13 protein-coding genes are annotated in these 20,674 nt (G+C 41.3%); 7 read left to right on the forward strand and 6 right to left on the reverse strand.

The window, feature by feature from the left end; all coding sequences use genetic code 11:
- The first annotated feature begins 17 nt into the window (after positions 1-17).
- Positions 18-1,157 (forward strand): HDOD domain-containing protein, encoded by a 1,140-nt coding sequence (locus tag J3L16_RS02970; protein ID WP_207611398.1) that lies wholly within the window; start codon positions 18-20, stop codon positions 1,155-1,157.
- 14 nt (positions 1,158-1,171) lie between these two features.
- On the opposite strand, the gene J3L16_RS02975 is transcribed toward J3L16_RS02970, so the two are convergent.
- Complete coding sequence (locus J3L16_RS02975; protein ID WP_207611399.1) at positions 1,172-3,493, reverse strand: methyl-accepting chemotaxis protein; 2,322 nt, start codon at positions 3,491-3,493, stop codon at positions 1,172-1,174.
- Between the two features lie 233 nt (positions 3,494-3,726).
- On the opposite strand from J3L16_RS02975, the gene J3L16_RS02980 reads away from it, so the two are divergent.
- From J3L16_RS02980 to J3L16_RS02995, 4 genes are read left to right on the forward strand one after another with little or no spacing between them, the layout of a single operon-like run.
- Positions 3,727-4,935 carry an aspartate aminotransferase family protein gene (locus J3L16_RS02980; RefSeq protein WP_207611400.1) on the forward strand — a complete coding sequence of 403 codons (1,209 nt, stop codon included), beginning with the start codon at positions 3,727-3,729 and terminating at the stop codon, positions 4,933-4,935.
- A 4-nt stretch (positions 4,936-4,939) separates the two neighbouring features.
- The gene (astA, locus tag J3L16_RS02985) at positions 4,940-5,971 is read left to right on the forward strand and encodes an arginine N-succinyltransferase (protein ID WP_207611401.1); all 1,032 of its coding nucleotides are present in this window, start codon (positions 4,940-4,942) and stop codon (positions 5,969-5,971) included.
- A gap of 10 nt (positions 5,972-5,981) precedes the next feature.
- Positions 5,982-7,448, forward strand: coding sequence for a succinylglutamate-semialdehyde dehydrogenase (gene astD, locus J3L16_RS02990; protein ID WP_207611402.1), 1,467 nt, complete (start codon positions 5,982-5,984; stop codon positions 7,446-7,448).
- 10 nt (positions 7,449-7,458) lie between these two features.
- Positions 7,459-8,265: a DUF1338 domain-containing protein gene (locus tag J3L16_RS02995; protein WP_207611403.1), complete on the forward strand. Its 807-nt coding sequence runs from the start codon at positions 7,459-7,461 to the stop codon at positions 8,263-8,265.
- 95 nt (positions 8,266-8,360) lie between these two features.
- Here the strand turns inward: J3L16_RS02995 and J3L16_RS03000 are convergent, their stop codons facing one another.
- Positions 8,361-8,822: a nuclear transport factor 2 family protein gene (locus J3L16_RS03000; protein ID WP_207611404.1), complete on the reverse strand. Its 462-nt coding sequence runs from the start codon at positions 8,820-8,822 to the stop codon at positions 8,361-8,363.
- Positions 8,823-8,840: 18 nt separating this feature from the next.
- Positions 8,841-11,093 (reverse strand): DNA topoisomerase IV subunit A, encoded by a 2,253-nt coding sequence (gene parC, locus J3L16_RS03005; protein WP_207611405.1) that lies wholly within the window; start codon positions 11,091-11,093, stop codon positions 8,841-8,843.
- A gap of 147 nt (positions 11,094-11,240) precedes the next feature.
- Between parC and J3L16_RS03010 the strand changes: the two genes are divergently transcribed.
- Complete coding sequence (locus J3L16_RS03010; RefSeq protein ID WP_207611406.1) at positions 11,241-14,390, forward strand: hybrid sensor histidine kinase/response regulator; 3,150 nt, start codon at positions 11,241-11,243, stop codon at positions 14,388-14,390.
- Between the two features lie 9 nt (positions 14,391-14,399).
- Here the strand turns inward: J3L16_RS03010 and J3L16_RS03015 are convergent, their stop codons facing one another.
- The 3 genes from J3L16_RS03015 to J3L16_RS03025 all read right to left on the reverse strand — a co-directional run bounded on the left by J3L16_RS03015 (position 14,400) and on the right by J3L16_RS03025 (position 19,447).
- The gene (locus J3L16_RS03015) at positions 14,400-15,089 is read right to left on the reverse strand and encodes a DUF2982 domain-containing protein (RefSeq protein ID WP_207611407.1); all 690 of its coding nucleotides are present in this window, start codon (positions 15,087-15,089) and stop codon (positions 14,400-14,402) included.
- A gap of 134 nt (positions 15,090-15,223) precedes the next feature.
- On the reverse strand, positions 15,224-18,340 hold the full coding sequence (locus J3L16_RS03020) for an efflux RND transporter permease subunit (protein ID WP_207611408.1): 3,117 nt from the start codon (positions 18,338-18,340) through the stop codon (positions 15,224-15,226).
- 3 nt (positions 18,341-18,343) lie between these two features.
- Complete coding sequence (locus J3L16_RS03025; protein WP_207611409.1) at positions 18,344-19,447, reverse strand: efflux RND transporter periplasmic adaptor subunit; 1,104 nt, start codon at positions 19,445-19,447, stop codon at positions 18,344-18,346.
- Between the two features lie 210 nt (positions 19,448-19,657).
- Between J3L16_RS03025 and J3L16_RS03030 the strand changes: the two genes are divergently transcribed.
- On the forward strand, positions 19,658-20,674 hold the full coding sequence (locus J3L16_RS03030; protein WP_207611410.1) for an aspartate carbamoyltransferase: 1,017 nt from the start codon (positions 19,658-19,660) through the stop codon (positions 20,672-20,674).

Here is a 20,674-nt window from a genome sequence, read left to right on the forward strand (position 1 = left end):
GGGGTAATAGCTAAAATATGAAGCAATTTGCTAACAGCAAACCGACGTTACAAGAAAGGTTTGACGCACTACTCATTTCTACCGAATTTGCTAATCAGGTTATCGGCAAACTCCCTCTTGGAGAAGTAACTTATGAGGAGTCGGAACAAGGTGATGCTCGCAGACGACTGTTACATGTGGAAAAGGTTACTGCAGAGCAAAATGCACTTTTAGCAGAGACTCAAGCAAAAAAACACAAAGCAGTAAGCGACGAACTAAACAAAAGAATCATTGAATCCCTCATTCCCCAGTTTTCTAGTCATCATAATGTAGCTGTTAGTATTCTAGGTCTAAGTGAAGATATTACTCATTTACTCGATACACTCTCAACTCGGGCCTGTTCTGTTTCTCTGTTAGAGCCAATAGTTGCTGGCCTACCTTGGTTACACGAAGCAATATTAAAAGATATAAATTCACCTCAGAATAGACGTATAGATGGCGGCGGTAAGCCTATAATCGTTGATTCTATACGCACAGCATTAAGCACTATAGGTATTGAAAACTTAAAAATGCTCATCCCCTATTTCCTGTTTCGTTATTGTATTCCTCAAATTACCGACCCATACCCTGAAATTAAAGTAAAACTCACCGAATACACTCTTGGGGTAGCTAACGCTATGCATAATTTAGCTGGAGTGGCAGAGCTCAAAAAATTCGATGCGTATTTATTGGGTATGTTAAGTAATTTAGGCATATGTGCCAGTACTCGAGGCTATTTTAAAGCTTATGATAAAATTCACCTCGAATATTCCCAAGAAGTCATGACTGCTAAAGATCAAGAGTCTTATAGCGCGCTACAAACTACTAAAGCATCGCCTGTAGACCTTGCGCAACTTTATAAATCGCATGCTCCGGCTCTCACGGTGAAAGCTCTAGAGCTTCTTTCATTCAAGCGGTTAAACTTGTTACGACCTTTAGAAGACCGCGAAAGTACAGACTATCAAGCATTATTGTCTGCTCATCGTTACACCAAATTAAAGATGCTCATTCGTTATCGCCTAATTGATAAGGATGAAGCAAAAAACTACTTAATGAGTTTAAATCTCCCTCTGCAATGGTTAGAGGAACTAAACAAGACAGATCTGTTCAAACTCGCAGTACAATATACTGGACATTGAATGTTCACCTTTCGCTATACTTTAAAGCGCTCAATCAGTTGATGAGAGCTTTGCCCAAGGCGTTGAAGTTCGGTCGCTGACTCATTAATTTCCGAGGTGCTTTGTTCAATAGCCACTGATAAGCCATCAATCGTCACAACATTTCCTTCTACAGCTTTAGATGTAGCTGTCTGTTGCACTACCGCTTCTGAAACATTTTCAGTCAACACGAGCATTTCGTTCATTGTTTCCATTAATTCGTTCATTGCAGTCGTTAGCACGTCCACTAAGTGCACGCCGCCATCAGCAGCTTGAGAGGCTCGTTCCATAGCACCAACCGAACTACTTGATGACTGGTTCATACCCTCAACCACTTTACCAATTTCCTTGGTATTTTCTCGAGATCGAGTCGCTAGTGTTCTTACTTCATCAGCAACAACGGAAAAACCTCTTCCCGCTTCACCCGCACGGGCAGCTTCAATAGCAGCATTTAACGCCAGTAAGTTGGTTTGATCGGCAATACTCGTTATCACTCCAAGGGATGAAGTGATTTGATGCACTTCGCCTTTTAGTTGGTCAATAACATGACTGGACTCGCCAACTAATTGAATGAGTAATTTAATATTCGACGCAGCTAACTCAGCTCGTTCCATATTCTCATTCAAACCATCTAATGCTACACCACTTTGTTTGCGTGAATCTGCTGTCGATTTTTGTACACCTTCACCTGTTGCAACTAATTCACTCATTGCAGCTGACACACTTTGCGTTTCCTGTTTTTGCTGCTTAGTTACTTCAAGAGTTTTAAGCGTAATTTCAGAAAGTTTACCTGAAGACACTTTTACTGCATTGGCATTATCTTTCATCTGTTTGACGATGACACGTATTTGCTCAATAAATTGATTAAATTCAGTGGATATATTGTCAATCTCGGGAATTTTTGAAGATTGTAATTTAGCGGTTAAATCCCCTTCGCCTTTCGTTAAATTATGACACGCTTTCGCTAGCTGATTTAATGGCCGAATTATTTTTGCTGAAAACCAAAACGACAGTAATACACCGACAAGAATTAATATTAATGATTGCTTTATCGCATTAATTATTAGGTTACTTCCTAACGCTTTCGCAGGGGCTAATGCTTCTGCTACATCCACTTCAGCAATCAAAGCATAATTCACTCCGCCAATAGTTAGTTGAGTATAATTTGAAAAAACCTCAATATCTCGATAATCAAGAATAGAATGAAACCCGCTTTTTCCAGCAAGTGCATTTTTTGCAGAACTCGATTCTACGGGCTGTACTCCCACCGATGTATCTAACGCATTTGCTTTGTCAGCAGCCAAAGGGTATTTGTTTTTAATCGCATTTATGTAACCTTGCTTATCTTCTAGGAAGAACCGGCTTTCACTGAGTAATTTACCTTCCTTCGTCACAAGGTAAGTTTCTCCTGAAGCACCAAACCCACTATCCGTCCACTTTCCTTCATGGGTCATAATACGGCTAATTCGGTCAAGTGGCATTTGAAAAATCAACACGCCTGTAACTTCACCATTCTCAACGATTTGAGTTGACGCAAATCCGGCTAACGCATCATAAGAAGGTCTGTACACCTTAAAGTCACTAAAGAAAACAGCACTTGGATCTGAGGCAGCGACAGCAGATGCGAATACTTGACCTATTCCTGTATCGGCATAAGGCCCCGATATCAAGTTAGTCGCAAAATCCAACTCTTTAAAAACGCTATAGACAATATTGCCCGTTTTTGCATCAACAATAAAAATATCGTAATAACCAAATTCTTGTGAAAATTGTCTAAAACTATCATGGAATTTATTGTGATGCTGGCTATACAAGGTATCATTATCTAGGTCTATCAAACTGTCTTTTTCTCCCAATGGATAAGGAGAGGCTGCAATAAAATCATGTTGCAAGGCTTGAGCTGTAGATGTGAATTGGTCGATTAACCCAGAGACACCTGCCAATTTAATTTTATGGCTGCTGTTATATTGGCCGGTAAAATCAACATCGTAGTAATCCACTAATGTTTGCATCTCACTATTACTCAATTCTTCCCTTTCGTCTTTATATCCCGAAAATGACAGACTAAATGCAGACGACGCTTCAACAGTATCTAAGGCGTAAGATTTTGCTCTGATCTGTGATTCAATAAACGAAAAGTAATCGGAAATAAGTGCTTTGGTTTGAATAGTTTGAGAACTTAGCCTTTCAGAAACTGAATTAGTTAATGCTTCGGTAGAGCCTTTAACTGCGATAGAAACTGACATATAAGCCATTACAACTAGAGCGACCACGATAGTCGAGACCATAGTAAACAACAAACGTAATTTTAGAGACATCCATAATTCCTTTAGAAAACGTTAAATTAAACCTCATGCAAGTCTAATCATTTCAGTGCTGCTATGTATAAGCCTAGTCAACTCCTGTAAATAATGTAAATAAAATAGTACGAAAGTTAACGACTTTTCCACTACCCTTTTTATAAACGCATTCTAATATCAAATATTAGAGTTTTGTTCGCCGAACAAGTTTCTGGCATACTCGCCCATCAGTTTATATAGAGGTATTCGACATGAAAGTAACACGCGCAACATTTAACGATGTAATGGTTCCAAACTACGCACCAGCTGAAATTATTCCAGTCCGAGGTGAAGGTTCTCGCGTTTGGGATCAAAACGATGTCGAATACATTGACTTTGCTGGTGGTATTGCAGTTAACGTACTAGGTCACTGTCATCCTGAACTTGTTTCGGCGTTAGAGGAGCAGGGGCGTAAGTTATGGCATGTCAGTAATGTAATGACCAATGAACCTGCTTTAAGGTTGGCAACAAAACTGAATGATGCCACTTTTTCTGAGCGTGTCTTTTTTGCTAACTCAGGCGCTGAAGCCAATGAAGCAGCACTTAAGCTAGCTCGCCGTTTCGCACTGGGTACCTATGGCGAAGAAAAAAATCAAATTATTGCGTTTAACAAAGGATTTCACGGTCGCACCTTCTTCACAGTAACTGTGGGTGGCCAAGCTGCGTATTCAGATGGTTTTGGTCCCAAACCAGGACAAGTCGACCACTGTGATTATAACGACTTAGCTCAACTTGAAGCCCTCATGTCGAGTAAAACCTGTGCCGTCATGATGGAACCTATGTTAGGCGAAGGCGGTATTGTTCCGGCAACAGAAGAATTTGTAAAAGGCGTTCGGGCGCTTTGTGATAAACATAATGCCCTACTGATTTTTGATGAAGTACAATCAGGAGCAGGAAGAACCGGAAATTTATTTGCCTACATGGGGCTAGGGGTAACACCCGACATTCTAACTAGTGCAAAATCTCTTGGCGGTGGTTTTCCAATTGGCGCGATGTTAACCACAGAAACCATTGCATCTCACCTGAAAGTAGGCACACACGGTTCTACCTATGGTGGAAACCCTTTAGGTTGTGCAATAGCTGAACGTACCCTAGACATTATCAACACACCAGAGATCCTTAATGGTGTTAAACAAAAAGAAGCACTTTTCCGGGCTCGACTGAACGAGATAAATGAAAAACATAACGTTTTTGAAGAAATCAGAGGTAAAGGGTTACTGCTTGGCTGTGCCTTGAATGATAAATACAAAGGCAGAGCTAAAGACTTTTTAATTGCGGCAACCAAGGCAGAATTAATGTGCCTTGTAGCCGGTGCTGATGTTATACGCTTTGCTCCGTCTTTAGTTATTCCAGATAGTGACATTGAAGAAGGTTTATTGCGCTTTGAGCAAGCGATAAGTTCAGTCATTGGCGAGCAATAAAACAATGAATATCATTCGACCCATTTCAGAGGCCGACTATTCGGCCTTATACGAAATTGCGAACGAATCTGGAGTGGGATTTACGTCCCTTCCTGTCAATAAGAAACTGCTTGAAAATAAAATTAGTAATGCAGTTAGTTCTTTTTCTCCGTCAAATACAGAATTAAAACAGGGCTCCTACCTGTTTGTAATGGAAGACGAAAAAGGCAACGTTGTAGGGACTAGCGGTATTGAATCATCGGTAGGTATCGAAGATGCGTTTTATCACTATCACGTGGGTAAAGTCGTACACGCTTCACGAGAACTAAAAGTGCACAATACCGTAGAGCTGCTAACCCTCTGCAATGACTACACAGGTGTATCGGAAATATGCACCTTGTTTTTAAAAGAGTCGGCCCGTTCTGGTATCAACGGTCGATTTTTATCTAAAGTAAGATTCTTGTTTATGATGGAACATAACCAGCGCTTCTCCGAAACCATCATAGCAGAAATGCGTGGTGTGAGTGACGAGCAAGGCCGGTCGCCTTTTTGGGAATGGTTAGACGAGCACTTTTTTTCTATGGATTTTCCTACGGCCGATCACCTTACCGGAATTGGAAACAAGGTGTTCATCGCCGAACTTATGCCTAAATACCCAATTTATGTCAACTTGTTGAGTAAAGACGCTCAAAAAGTAATTGGTAAGGTACATGAGAAAACCAAACCTGCTCTACGCCTGTTAGAACAAGAAGGCTTTGTAAATAGGGGTTATATCGATATCTTTGATGCAGGCCCAACAGTGGAAGCTAATCTTTGCAATATTCGAACGGCTCAGCAAAGTCAGCGTTTACCAGTAACAATTAACGATGACGCAGCAAGCGAAGGTAATTTATTTTTTATCATTAATACCAGCGTTGAACATTTCCGTGCAGTTGCAGCAGCACTGTCTATATGCAAGAAAACACAGCACGCCATTATATCAAACGAAACAGCCGCAGCGCTAAATATTCAAAACGGTGACATAGTACGATTCTCTGCCGCCGTTCGATTCGACTAAGGATTACTTTATGCAAACTCAATACATCAACGGCCAATGGTTGGAAGGTGAAGGTTCTTCATTTCAATCAATAAACCCTGCAAAAAATACCGTTTTATGGGCAGGCAAAAGTGCGTCTGCGGAACAAATTGAAAGTGCAATTCAAGCGGCTAGGGCCGCTCTTCCTCAATGGGCAATGCTGGATGTCGAATCTCGCTTAGAGTACATCAAAGCCTACGCGGAAAAGCTACAAGAAAAGAAAGACGCGTTAGCCAAATTAATCGCTGAAGAAACAGGTAAACCTTTATGGGAAACGGCGACAGAAGCTGGAGCCATGATTGGGAAAGTAGGGCTGTCTGAAAAAGCCTACTTCCAAAGAACAGGAACAACTGAAAATCCAATGCCCGTCGGACAAGCTTTTATTCGACATAAACCTCATGGTGTTGTTGCAGTTTTTGGCCCTTATAACTTCCCAGGGCACTTGCCGAATGGTCATATTGTTCCCGCCTTAATCGCAGGAAACACTATAGTATTCAAACCCAGTGAACTAACGCCAGCGGTGGCTGAATTTATGGTTCAACTATGGGAGAAAAGTGGTCTTCCAACAGGCGTTCTAAATCTTGTTCAAGGTGAAGTTACTACAGGTAAAAGTTTAGCGTCTCACCCTGATATAGATGGTTTGTTTTTTACAGGGAGTTCAAGAACAGGGCAACTATTGCACGAGCAGTTCGCAGGTCACCCGGGTAAAATACTCGCCCTTGAAATGGGAGGTAACAACCCGCTTATCGTCTCTACCTTGAATGATATCGACGGCGCAGTTCACGACATAGTGCAATCTGCATTTATTAGTAGTGGCCAGCGCTGTACTTGTGCCAGAAGATTATTCTTACCTAAAGGCGCCTTTGGAGATCAAGTTTTAGCTCGTCTTGTTGAAGTCACTAAAAAAATAAATGTGGGCCATTATGATGCGACGCCTCAACCTTTTATTGGCGCAATGATTTCCAAACATGCCGCAAAACAAATGGTTGAAGTACAAAATGAACTGGTCTCTATTGGCGGCGAAGTTCTAGTCCCTTTACGCCATATTGATGACTCAACAGGGTTAGTCACACCAGGTATTATTGATATGACCTCTTGCTTATCGCAAATGCCTGATGAAGAGCATTTTGGTCCTTTGTTAAAAGTTATACGATACGATGATTTTAATGATGCCATTGCTGAAGCGAACAACACAAAATTTGGTTTATCAGCTGGGTTGCTCGCTGACAGCGAAGAAGAGTACCGCTATTTTTACGCTCGAATTAGAGCCGGTATCGTCAATTGGAATCGACCGATTACTGGTGCAAGTGGCGCAGCTCCTTTTGGTGGTATCGGCGATAGTGGAAACCATAGAGCCAGTGCTTTTTATGCCGCCGACTATTGCGCTTACCCAGTAGCATCTGTGGAATTAGACGCTGTTTCGCTGCCAGAAAGCTTAAATCCCGGATTAGTTTTTTAAAGGAGCTATTATGCACACCGATATCGATACGCTATTTACCCATTTATGGGATAATTACGTTACCATTACGCCCTCAGCGGAAAAAATACATTCCCTGCTGAAATCGGTATCTGGTGATGCAGAACTGATCAATGACCATGTTGCATTTAGGACATTTAACCTAGATCAAACCAAACTCAGTAAGCTGGCTGCACATTTTGAGTCACTTGGATACGAAGCCAAAGGTGACTACAACTTTGAAGCCAAAAAGCTCACCGCCAAACACTATCAACATACAGATCTAACTAAGCCTAAAATATTCATTAGTGAATTGCGGGTTGAAGAGCTGTCAGCTCAAGCTCAAACTATTATTAAAAATATGGTGAAAAGTATTGATCAGGCAGTAGTTGAACAGTCTAATTTCTTATATTCTGGCCCCCACTGGAATATCAATAAAGCAGATTACGATACGCTACTGAGCGAAAGTGAATACGCTGCTTGGATGGCAGCATGGGGGTTTAGAGCCAATCACTTTACCGTTAGTGTGAACCATTTAAGCCGCTTTGATAACCTTCAAGCAGTGAATAATTTGCTAAAGCAAGAGGCTTTTCTTCTTAATACAGCTGGCGGAGAAATAAAAGGCAGTAAAGCAGTTCATTTGGCACAATCGTCTACCATGGCAGATAAAGCATCTGTGAAATTTAACGATGTCAGTGCAGATATACCCAGTTGCTTTTATGAATTTGCAGAGCGCTTCGAAATGGCCGATGGTAATTTATACCAAGGTTTTGTTGCAGCATCTGCTGACAAAATTTTTGAAAGTACCAACGCGAAATAATCACATATTATTAAGCTCTGATTTAACAAAATACTAACCGATGAAATCCCCCAATAGTTGAATGTTCCAATTACTGGGGGTATTTAGATTCTTAATTAAAGGCCTAATTCACTCAAACTTGCATAATCTTGTGGTCGAGGGCCCTCTTCCCATACAAGTAAACGCTCTGATTCCTGAATAGCTAAATCATTAATACTGGCATATCTGCGAGTCATTAACCCTTCAGCATTAAATTCCCAATTCTCGTTGCCATAGGCTCTGAACCACTGTCCAAGTTCATTTTGATATTCGTACGCATAACGCACTGCAATTCGATTATCGGTAAAGGCAAAAAGTTCTTTCACTAAACGATAATCTCGCTCGGTATTCCACTTATTTGTTAAGAACTCAACAATTTCTGCTCGGCCAGAAACAAACGTATCTCTGTTACGCCAGACACTGTCTTCACTGTAAGCTAATGATACTTTTTCTGCATTTTTACCATTCCATCCATCTTCAGCCGCTCTCACTTTTTGTGCAGCTGATTCTTTGGTAAAAGGGGGTAAAGGTGGGCGCATTTGATTTCTCCTAATAGATTAAACGGTAATTACTTCAATACTGTCGACTCTCTGTAGACCTCTGGGCAATTTATTACCTCTACGTCCTCGTTCACCAACATAATGTTCTAGGTCTGATGATGATAATGTCATTGCGCGTTTACCCGCAGCAATCTTCACCGATGCGTTTTCAGGTACGACTAAAATTTGCGTAATAAACTCTTCTCTGGCTTTCGCTTTTGCTGAAGGAATACTGATTAATTTGTTACCTTTTCCTTTACCTAACGTAGGTAAATCAGCAAGAGGGAAAAGTAACATACGTCCTTCATTGGAAATACACAAGCATTTGGCGTTGTCGACTTTCGCAATGGCTGACGGTGATAACGCTTTGGCTCCAGCAGGTAAACTTAAATACCCCTTGCCCGCTTTATTTTTACTTACCATGTCACCAAACTTTCCAACAAAGCCATACCCAGCGTCAGACGCCACTAAGTAAAGTTGTTCGTCATCGGCCATTAAAACATGCTCTATGTTTTCGCCACCGACAATATTAAATCGGCCGGTAAGAGGTTCGCCTTGGCTTCGGGCGGAAGGTAAGGTGTGTGCATCGCACGCAAAAGTGCGGCCAGAACTATCAATGAAGACGGCAGGTTGATTACTTCGACCCGTTGCACTGCCTAAGAATTCATCACCTGCTTTGTAACTTAATTTTTCAACATCAACATCATGCCCTTTGGCACAACGAGCCCAGCCTTTTTCCGACAACACCACAGTAACGGGCTCTGATGGCATTAGGTCTTTTTCGCTTAACGCTTTCGCTTCCACGCGAGAAACAATGGGCGATCGTCTGTCGTCGCCGTATTTATCTGCATCACTTAATATTTCTTTTTTAATCAGTGTTTTTAAGCGGCGGTCTGAACCCAACAACTGTTGTAACTTATCACGCTCTTCGGCTAATTCATTTTGCTCGCCTCGGATCCGCATTTCTTCTAGTTTGGCAAGATGCCTTAATTTTAACTCTAAAATGGCTTCCGCTTGGGTGTCGCTTAAACCAAAGCGAGACATCAATTCCACTTTCGGTTTTTCTTCGTGGCGAATAATCTCAATAACTTCATCAATATTCAAAAAGGCAATCAGTAAACCTTCTAAAATATGTAAACGAGCCAGCACTTTGTCTAAGCGATACTGTAACCGATTAACAACGGTTTGCTTTCTATAAGTTAACCATTCAGTAAGGATTTCTCGCAAGTCTTTTACTCGCGGACGCCCATCTAACCCAATCATGTTCAAATTAACACGATAACTTTTTTCTAGATCAGTGGTCGCAAATAGATGTTGCATTAATTGCTCTACATCCACGCGATTGGAACGCGGTGTAATCACTAAGCGAGTTGGATTCTCATGATCTGATTCATCTCGCAAATCGGAAACCATTGGCAATTTTTTGGCTTGCATTTGCCCTGCAATTTGCTCCAATACTTTTGCGCCACTGGTTTGATGAGGCAAAGCATTGATCACAATGTCACCACTTTCATCAAAATAGGTTGCACGCATACGTACCGAACCTCTACCGGTTTTATAGAGATTGGCAATATCATCTGTAGGAGTAATGATCTCTGCGTCTGTTGGGTAATCAGGCCCTTTGACATACGTTAATAAGTCACTGAGCTCTGCTTTACTGTTATCAAGTAGATGTTCACATGCCTTTGCAAGTTCCCGCATGTTATGCGGCGGAATATCCGTTGCCATACCCACAGCAATGCCGGTTACGCCGTTTAACAGAATATGCGGTAAACGGGCGGGTAAAGTTTTAGGTTCTTGAATAGTACCGTCAAAATTAGGCTGCCAATCAACGGTTCCTTGGCCTAGTTCGCTTAATAGTAATTCACTTATACGGCTTAAACGTGCTTCGGTATAACGCATTGCGGCGAAGGACTTAGGATCATCTGGCGCTCCCCAGTTTCCTTGCCCATCCACCAGCGGATAACGATAAGAAAAAGGTTGAGCCATTAACACCATAGCTTCATAACAAGCTGAATCACCATGAGGATGAAACTTCCCCAATACATCACCGACGGTACGTGCTGACTTTTTATATTTTGCTGTGGCGCTCAAGCCCAAATCAGACATAGCATAAATAATACGACGCTGAACGGGTTTTAGCCCATCTCCGATATGAGGCAATGCCCTATCCATAATGACGTACATGGAGTAATTCAGATAAGCATCTTCTGTAAATTGTCGAATGGGAAGTTGTTCAGTTCCATCGCGGCTAATCGTTATATCAGTCATAGTTCAGCGTAGTGTCTTGTTTATTAAATAACATTGTGTCGGAAAGAAGGTTGGCTTGCAATCTTAACTATTCTATCTACAAATGTTATTTTGGCATCATTTAAGTTACTGTGGTCCAGTGGACGATAAAGGGTATAGGTTTAGCTTGTGTTAAATAGATGGATAGCCGTTTTGTATATTGTATTGTTAGGTGCAATATCGCAAAGCAGCGCATTGGGGCAAACATACGTACAATATTATAATGAATCGAACAAAGTCCCACTGTCATCACACTTCGAATACCTCTGGGAATCAAAGGGAAAGCTCACCTTTGAACAAATGCTAAGTCAAAGAGGCGAATTTACCGCTTACACAGACAACAACGCTAACTTTGGCTTATCAAAACAGGGCCTTTGGTTAAGAGTGACTATTGACAACTTAAGTCAGCTCAACCAATTTGCCGTGAGTCTTAATTTTAGCCAAATCGACTATGTGGATTTTTACATACAAAGAGAAAACGGCTCAGTTACCACCAGTAAACAGGGAAAGTCACAAGGCGAACAAGGCTTTAGAATGCCCGCTGTACTATTTTCGTCTAACCCTGGGGACTCTATAAATTTATATCTTCGTGTTCAGAGTGACTCTTCACCACTTATCGTCCCCACCTTTTTCCAATCCATCGATACGTTTTCTTTTGCAGCACAACTAGATACTATTATCTGGGGTGCTTTTTATGGAGCATTATTGATATTAGCCGTATATAACCTCGCGCTATATTATAATGTCAGGCACATCAGTATACTTTGCTACATCGCCTATATTGGTACCATAATATTTTGGCAGTTTGTATGGGGTGGCCACATACAATTAATTTTTACAGATGGTCAACCCCTCTGGTTTGTTGCCCATACTGAGTGGATATTTATACTCATCGGTATTAGTTCTGGTTTTTTTACTCTGTCATTTTTAGATACCGATAGTAATGCGCCTAAAGCGTCCTTAGCAGTCAAAATTTCTATTTTTTTTTTATTTGTATTAGGCGTGATTTCAGCCTTCGACTTTATTCCCCCAGTAATAAAACATAACCTTGTCTACTATATAGGCTCAATTGCATCGCTCACTTATATTTCAGCTGGCTTTGAAGCTTTCTTTAATCGCTTTAAACCCGCTTTATACTTTATTGTTGCATGGTCTTTTGTTGTTACCGGCCTCATTGCAGGCATGTTCAGCTTAATTGGCGTTTTACCATCGAACAACATTACTATTAATTGCTTTCAAGCAGGCGTGTTTTTTGAAGTGCTACTGTTTTCATTCGCCATTATGGCTAAAACACAAAGTGAACTGCAAAACGACGTTGAACACGCCACCAATGATTTGCGTAATAATATGGAAGTCATAGAAGAACAAAATGCGAGATTAGACATAGCGCGAAAAGATGCAATAAAAGCCAGTAATATTAAATCTCAATTTTTAGCGAATATGAGTCATGAAATAAGAACCCCGCTCAATGCTATTTTAGGCTTTGGCCGTGAATTGGAAAATGCTGGGTTAGCACTAACAGAACACGAACAAGTTAAAATAGTAAACTCCGCAGCGCAAAATTTGTTACTAATTGTCAATGACGTGCTCGATTTCTCAAAAATAGAGGCAGGGAAGTTACACGTCAATAACTCCCCATTCTCTCCTCTTGAAGTCTTTGAGGAAATGGTCGCCATAATGGCCAAAACGGCACACTCAAAAAACCTTGATTTCATATTCGATTCATCGCCTTTACCCGACAAAATAATCAGTGACAGTATTCGCCTCAAGCAGGTATTAACCAATTTGATAGGTAATGCACTTAAATTCACTTCTAAAGGTAGCGTTACATTGACTGTGTCTGCTAAACATAGACAACACGGTGTTATCGAACTCTTTTTTGATGTTACCGACACGGGCATAGGTATAAGCCAAATAGACAGGAAGAAGTTATTCTCTGCATTTTCCCAAGTCGACGACTCAACTAATCGAAGCTTCAGGGGCACTGGTTTAGGCTTAGTCATTAGCCAACAACTAGTAAAATTAATGAATGGTTCCATCGAATTAAAAAGTGAACCCGGCGTAGGTACGACGTTTTCCGTTATGGTCAGGGCCAGCCATATTAACCAACGTTCTGCGTTTTCATATCCTTACAAAGTATCCAATATTAACGTAGTCATCTTCGACCCACACCCTACATCAAGACAAGCAACAACCAAGATGCTTGAAGCATTAGGCGCCTTTGTTGTTCCTGTGAGTACACTCGATGATTTGCAGAAAATACAAACAGCCCCCAATTTTTTAATGGTGTTTTTACCCAACCAATCACCTTTCAGTGAAATAGATGTTATGCGCTGTGCAATGAACATAAAGGCAAAAGCGAAAATTGTATGGTATTGCAACGACGACCCACTGAAGACAGTCTCCCATTTCAATGAAGAGTTTGATAAAAGTATGAGCTTACCTGCGACACCGAGCAGATTGGCCCAAATTATTGCGATTGATTTAATGCCGACTAGCAAGCATCAATTAATACCTACACCTAACAATGTAAGCTCCCCTCAAGACGAGCTACCAGCAATATCCTTGCTGGCCGTAGATGACATGCCTATGAACCTGTCTCTTTTGGATGCTTGGTTGAAATCATCACCTATTTCATTAACTAAAGCCTACTCTGGAGAACAAGCTGTAGGCTTGTGTCAACAGCACGTATATGATCTCATTCTAATGGATGTACAAATGCCAAATATGGATGGGGTCGCAGCAAGTAAAGCGATTAGGAAAATAGATCTAAACATGGGTACGCCCATTATTGCCGTCACCGCTCATGCATTTAAAGAAGAACAAGACAGACTACTATCATCTGGCATGGACGACTATTTGCCCAAACCTTTATCTTTAGAAGCACTCATCGACACAATCAAACAATGGTGCGACGGCATTGACTCTGATAGAGAAATTAAAGAGCTAGCAGTCAACTGGAATTTAGCCCTTTCCCGAACAAATCAAAATACAGAAACTGCAATGAAACTAATGCATGATTTTCTGCATTATTTACCTCAGGCTCAGCTCGCTATTGAAAACGCAGTAGCCAGTTCTGATATGAAAAGTTTAAAAGACGAAGTTCACAAACTACATGGTGCCAGCTGCTACACAGGAGCACCGGTAATTCAGTCACTGGCTGAAGCAGTGGAAATAGAAATAAAGCAAAAACAACATGACAAGGCCATTGCTTTACTACCTAAACTATACAATGCCCTTGCCGATTTCAAAGGGGAAAGTCAGAATTTACTCTCTTAAATACTCTATTTAAGAAGGTGACATGCGACTTTGGTGGCATTCTCTAAGTAACCCAATGAACGCAGCGGGTTCGCGATCTAGCTCACTAGCAGAAATAAAAATATCGTAACCGAGTGTATCTCGAAGTTGTTTCATTCTATTCGCTAGCATTGCTTGAACACCCGTTAAAACCTTACCAGAAGGTAAAGTAAACTTAGTATGGTGTAAAATATCGTCTCCGGCACAACTACCGGACGTGCAAGCTCTATCTGGTGCTTGAAATAATAGTGGTCGTTGTTCCATCAAAAGGTGGGTCGCTAAACGAGGAGAAATACTCTTTAGAAACCCTTCGTAATTACTTATTTTAACACCCACTACGTCTAACTTTTTGTACTCAATTCCGTGGGTAACGGTAGGTTGATCAAAACGAACGATATCATCCCATGCCACCTGCCATAAGCCTAACCTGTGGTGGTAGGTAATGTGTTGAGGGGTTATTTCTATACTGTAATCTGGCTCTCTTAATTTAAACCATCCAATCAGAACGGTGACTATCCCTGCACTGCAAAGAAAAAAACCGGGTAAATTAAGAGCATTAGGTCCATAGGCTAACCATAAGGCACTCACTAAAATAACTCCAAAACCAATTAACAAAGTGGTTAATCCATTGCGTTTGGCATTGGCTCGAACTTGTATTACTTGCTTTTCAGAACCCGACATAATCGTATAGCACCACGAACATAATAATTGTCCAAATAACATACAACCTCATCCGACGGCAACGAGGGCACTCTGTATGCAAAATCCGACCTAGTATTTTGAATATATTATTATTACGCACAAGCTTTAATTTATCATTGAACGGTTTTTTTACTACCCGTTATCAAGGCAACAACCGCAGGTGTGAAAAATAAAGATAGAATAACAGAAAAACCTACGCCACCGGCAATAACAACAGCAAGAGGAGGCCAAAACGAGCCTTCCGCAAACAGTAGCAAAGGTATTAAACCGCCTACAGTAGTTAGCGTTGTTGATAAAATATGGCGACTACACCCCATGGTTTCTCTTACAATTTCCACATGATCGCCGCTGTTTGCTACTTTATTCGCTTTAATAGCAGCAATCACTACAATCGAGCCATTAATGGTTACCCCAATCAAACCTGCACTCCCCAGTATTGGATTAAAGCCTAACGGTAACCCAGATAGCCAAAGACTGAAAAAGCCCAAACCCACTGACAGCACAGCAACTGAGCCAATAACTACAGCAAGTCTGACACTGGAAAAGGTAAGAATAAGTGTAGTTACCATTAAAATAAGCAACACGGGTAAATAAGTTGCGAGCTGACCAATAGCTTGATTTTGCTGATCTGCGTCTCCAGACAATGACAAATGATAACCCGGAGGCAACGCCAATGAAGTGCGAAGCTCTTTTTCCAAATGATTACTAACGTCAATCACAGGAACGCCTGGCAATAAATAAGCTTGAATTCGATTTAAGCGCTCTCCGTTTTCTCTGGTTATGCTACTAATAGACGGTCTTAAATCAAGCTGGCCAATCGTATCTATACTTGCCCATTGAGCCATTCTTTCAGAAGACAAAATAGGTAACCCACCTATGGAAGAAGGTGCGCCTCTTTCATCATCTGAGATACGCACTCTAACAGGAATATCTTCGGTACCTTGCAACACTGACCCATTGGTTGTTCCTCGCAATGCAGTATTAAGTTGTTGTGAAATTTCAGTGAGTCCTAAACCTAGGGTTGCAGAAATGTCTCTATCGGTCTGCAAAACAAATTCGGGTTCAGAAAACGTCACACTCGCCACTGATTGTGTTATTCCTGGTATTGCTGACATAGCAAGACGAACTTTCTGTCCTAATTCGTCTAGAACCGCTAAATCAGGCCCAAATATTTCTATTTCTATTGGTGCGAATATAGGAGGTCCTTGACCAAACCCTCTTACAACAATGCGCAACTCCGGGTGTGTATTTTGTAATTCATACTGCAATTGGGCCGTTAGTTCAGCAGCTCTTGAAACAGAATCAGTGGTAATCACACCATTTGCGTAGTTAGCTTGGTTCTCGGTGGTCATGACTTGGTTGTAATAAATAGTAGGTGCAGATCCACCAACCAGCCAAGTCACTTGCTCGACCCCCTCATACCCTTCGATCTTACTATCCAGTTTTTTAACCGCTTCGTAAGTTTCATGGATACTCTGACCTGCGTTACTCCACACATAAATTTGAAACTGATTTCTATCTGCGCTGGGGAAAAACACATTGGCCAACTGCGTTGCTAAAAAGAAGCCACTTAAACAAAATAAAAGAATAACTGTAATTACCCGTTTAGGATGTTTTACCGCCCAGAGCACACAAAATTCAAAGCCAAAAGAAACAGAAGGTAAATCAATTCCCTTAAACAGCCATTGCGCATTAGGATTCCGCTCTCTTGCAACGTATTTCTCTCTCGGTGAAAACTCAGATTTAGGCAAGTAGCGCGCGGCTAAGGCTGCAATGATCGTAAGTGATATCACTAATGACCCAAGCAAGGCCATCACTACACTGATTGCAATGGGCCCAATAAAGTCACCTATGTTGCCATTCAAAAGGAATATAGGCATAAAACCAAGAACAGTAGTAATGGTTGACGCCGACAAGGGAGCAAATAAGTGACTCACACTTTTTTTCATTGCATCAATACGGCTCGTTCCGGGAATGAGTAAGTTAAGACGTATTTCATCAGTGATCACTATGGCATTATCAATTAACAAGCCCACAGCGATGATAATGCCGAAAATAGACATTTGATGAATTTGTTCGCCAAAAAAGCTCAGTGAAAACAACGCAAAAGAAGCACAAAGAGGAAGCGCCAAACCAACAATTAACGACGCTTTTAACCCCATAAAAAACAGAATTACCACCATTACAACCAAAGAACCTAATAACAAATTGTTAGTTAAGTCCTGTAGACGAGTTTCGGTATACTCGTTTTGTTCAAAGGTAACCTCGACTTCTACGCTATGGCCAAATTCTTGCTGAAATTGCGCTATAACTGCATTTGTCTTTTCAGTCCATTGATCTACACGAACATTGGTTTGCATTCTGGCAGATACCGAAATTGCACGAGTGCCATTAACTAACATAATGCTACTTTCTGGCATTAACCATGACTTTTTAATATGCGCAATATCTCCCAAGCGCAATGTGTCACCCTGCTGGTTAACTAAAGGAATGTTTCTAATGGTGTCTAAGGTATCCAAACTTTGGGCGACTTGAATACGAATGTCATAGCTTTCACTGAACACGGAACCCGCAGGTAGTTTTGGGTCTGCTTGCCCAATTAATGTACTTACCTCAGCTAATGTCAGCCTTGCCATAGCCATTTGTTGTGGATCAATTTCCACCAGAATTTCTTCTTCAGGCGCTCCAAAAATACGCACTAATTCAGTACCTGAAATATTCCTTATCCTATCAGCTAATTCATCAGCCAAACGGGATACAATACCCAATGACAGGTTATGCTCAGATTTAGCTTTCAATGCAACGACTTGAGTAAACGCAGTAGCCCCACGCTTATCATCTAAAACGGGCGTTGACGCCCCTACGGGGAAATTAGCCGAAGCCTCACCAATAGCATCTCGAATCTTTCCAAAAATTTGCTGGTTCGTAGAGTTATCAGTCCAATCTTGCAACTCGATAGAAATAGAAGAATAGCCAGCCGTTGAAGTTGAATCAATTTTCTTAATCTCATGTAGCGTACGCAATTCATCTTCAATGACATCGGTGATCAGGGCTTCTACCCTTTCAGCTGATGCACCGGGATAAGGCGTAAGAACCAATACATTACGTAAATCTATTCTAGGGTCTTCAAGTCGAGGTAAATTGGTAACCGCTGAAAATCCGGCCACTAATAGCACTAAAATGCTCAAGACAAGTAAATGCCCATGTCGGAAGAATAAAGACGCACCCATTAATTATTCTACTTCCATTATGCGTACACGCTGTCCTGGCACAATGCGCTGTGTGCCCTCAATGATAAGTTTATCCCCATTTTGCAACGCGCCACTAACAAATGCTCGTTGCTCATCAGAGTAAACAACTTCTACAATACGAGGGACTACATTTAGTTCATTGTCGCCTTCGGTAACATATACCGTCCACATTCCTCGAATACCACCACTTAGTGCTGATACGGGTATCCAAACACCATTAGCTGATTGGCTAACTGGCACGACTAAATTAACAATTTGCCCTGACCTACCTTCCCATGACGATGAATTCACTCGAAAAAAAGCATCTTGAGTTCGAGTTTGCGTGTTCTGAGACGTAATAAACCGGTCCAATACAGCAGATTGTGAGTTATCTGCGAAATCCACAAGGTCGCCGCGCTGTAACCAGTTCACTAAATTTATTGGTAAGCTGGCTCTTAATTCTAACTGACCATCACTTTGAATCGAAACCACCGCTTGCCCTGCAGTAACGCTAACGCCTGGGTCTAGGTGACGCTGAATAATAGTGCCATCAAATGCCGCAACTAAATTAGATTTTTCAATATCAACATTCAAACTCAAAAGCTGAGCATTAATTTGTGCGACACTGGCTTTCGCAACGTCTAGATTAACCATTGCCTCATCTAGCACTTGTTCAGGCTCTAAGCCTTTTGCGACAACTTTCGATAATCGATTCTTCGACAATTCCGCTAACCGTTGCTCAGCTTTTGCCCGTGCAAGGCTGCTTTTTATTTCATTCTTACTAGCTTCCAACCGTTCAATATCAAGTCTTGCTAAGATATCCCCTTTTTTAACAACACTCCCTTCATCAACATAAACATGAGTAACAAGCCCGCTTAAATCAAACCCTACTGCAGAAGATTGCAGTGCTTCAACTCTCGCTAAAACCCGTTGAGAATAACTATACGAAGGTTGCAAGACCACATTTTTAACTGTAACTGGGGCAACCTGCAAAGGAAGGTTGATCGATTGCGCATTGCCTAGACCAGCAGTTACCATTAATCCTGCAAGTCCTCCGAATCCAGCTAGAGTAAGCAGTATCAATTTGAAATTTATAGGTCGTTTCACAGAGCACGATCCTTTAATTAGCCACGAAACTAGAAAATAAGTAGACTATAGATACTAGTCGATGCTCACGAGTTGGTAAATTACAACAGGTATCTATTTGAATACCATGACTGTAAAGTTCAATCCTCTAACTATTCCTATCAATAATCTACAGCATAGCGTCAGCATTTGTTAAACTATACCCATAGTGTATTTATCGGCGTTTAAACCATGAACCAACTTGTTGGCCAACACGTATTGTCCGTTGATCAATTCGACAGAGAAACACTCAACCATATTTTCCATGTCGCTCGTCAAATGGAGCCCTATGCGCTCAGGCAAAAACGTACTACCGTTTTAGATGGCGCGATTTTAGGTAACTTGTTTTTTGAGCCCAGTACTCGGACGAGAGTCAGTTTTGGTACCGCGTTTAATTTACTCGGTGGTCATGTTAGGGAAACCACAGGTAAGCAAAATTCAGCCCTTGCAAAAGGAGAATCATTGTTTGATACCGCACGAGTATTAAGTGGTTATTCCGATATTATTGCCATGCGTCACCCAGACGCGGGATCCGTATCAGAATTTGCCAAAGGCAGCCGTGTTCCCGTTATAAACGGTGGTGATGGCGCCAATGAACACCCTACTCAGGCATTATTAGACCTATTTACCATTGAAAGGGAATTAGCTTTTCATGGGAAAGGCATTGATGGTCTGCATATCGCCATGATTGGTGATTTGCGTTACGGAAGAACTGTACACTCCTTATCGAAGTTATTGTGTCTATTTAAGAATATTACGTTTACCCTAATAGCGCCAAACGAGCTTTCAATGCCGCAAAAGGTATTGGACGACATAGAAAATGCAGGGCACAAATGGCATATTGTAGAACAAATAGAAGGAAGCCATGATGCCGATATTTGCTATCAAACTCGCATCCAAGAAGAACGCTTCCCGTCTCAACAAGAAGCCGATAAATTTCGTGGGAAGTTTCGTTTAAACCAAGCCATTTATACCCGTCATTTTCAATCCAAAACTGTCATTATGCACCCGCTTCCAAGAGATTCTCGAATGGAAGCCAATGAACTAGATAATGATTTGAACGTAAACCCTAATCTTGCCATTTTCAGACAAACCGACAATGGTGTTTTAGTACGTATGGCATTATTTGCCCTAACCCTAGGGGTTGAGAATTTAGTCCAACAATACGATAAAGATGTCGTATGGTTTAACAATAAAGAACAAGGTTAA

Source organism: Alteromonas sp. 5E99-2 (genome assembly GCF_017368475.1).
GTDB lineage: Bacteria > Pseudomonadota > Gammaproteobacteria > Enterobacterales > Alteromonadaceae > Alteromonas_F.